Origin of the sequence: Aquiflexum sp. TKW24L (genome assembly GCF_023502205.1) — a bacterium.
GTDB lineage: Bacteria > Bacteroidota > Bacteroidia > Cytophagales > Cyclobacteriaceae > Cognataquiflexum.
Genome location: NZ_JAMFLG010000095.1, coordinates 1 through 700, shown reverse-complemented (window position 1 = coordinate 700; position 700 = coordinate 1). Strand labels below are relative to the sequence as shown.

Below are 700 nucleotides of genomic sequence, written 5' to 3'. Positions count from 1 at the left end.
TATCCTCAATAACGGCGCCACCGGTACCATCAACAACAGCGGCACCGTCACCAAAACAGGGGCAGGAAATGCAACCTTTAGTGTGACATTTAATAACACAGGGGAGATTATTGGAGTTGGGAACCTGACATTTAATTCAGTGTTTAACAACGAAGGAACTATAGGTCCGGGACTTCCAACCGGAATATTGGCAATTAATGGACTGCAACCTCTTTCACCAACTAGCACCCTCGAAATTGAGATCCAGGACAATTCCGGTCCCGGTACAGGTCACGACCAATTGGCGAGGGCCGGAGCGCTTACCTTGGCAGGAACGCTTAATGTGTCCGAAATCGGCAATGTTCCAGGAGATTCTTATACAATTGTCCAGCTAAGTTCAGGTACAATCAGTGGAAGTTTCAGCGAAATCAATCTACCTGATGGCTACAGCATCGAAACCACTTCCAATGCTGTTATCTTGAACAAAACCTCCGACCCATGTGAAAATACACCTGCTCCAATCATCATTGCGGATGTCACGGAGACCTGCCCTGGAGGAATCGTGGTACTCAGTACCGATGAAGCCGAAAGTTACCTTTGGAGCAACGGAGCAACTACTCAAACGGTGGAAGTTGGCCCTGGCGAATATACGGTCACAACGACCGACGAAAACGGCTGCAGTGCTGTCTCAGATGCGGTTGTTATCACAGCAGTTGATACT

1 protein-coding gene is annotated in these 700 nt (G+C 48.3%); it reads left to right on the top strand.

Annotated elements, in window-relative coordinates; genetic code table 11:
• Positions 1-700, top strand: a 700-nt coding sequence (locus M3O96_RS21915; protein ID WP_249725480.1) for a hypothetical protein, incomplete at both ends; no start/stop codon positions are given.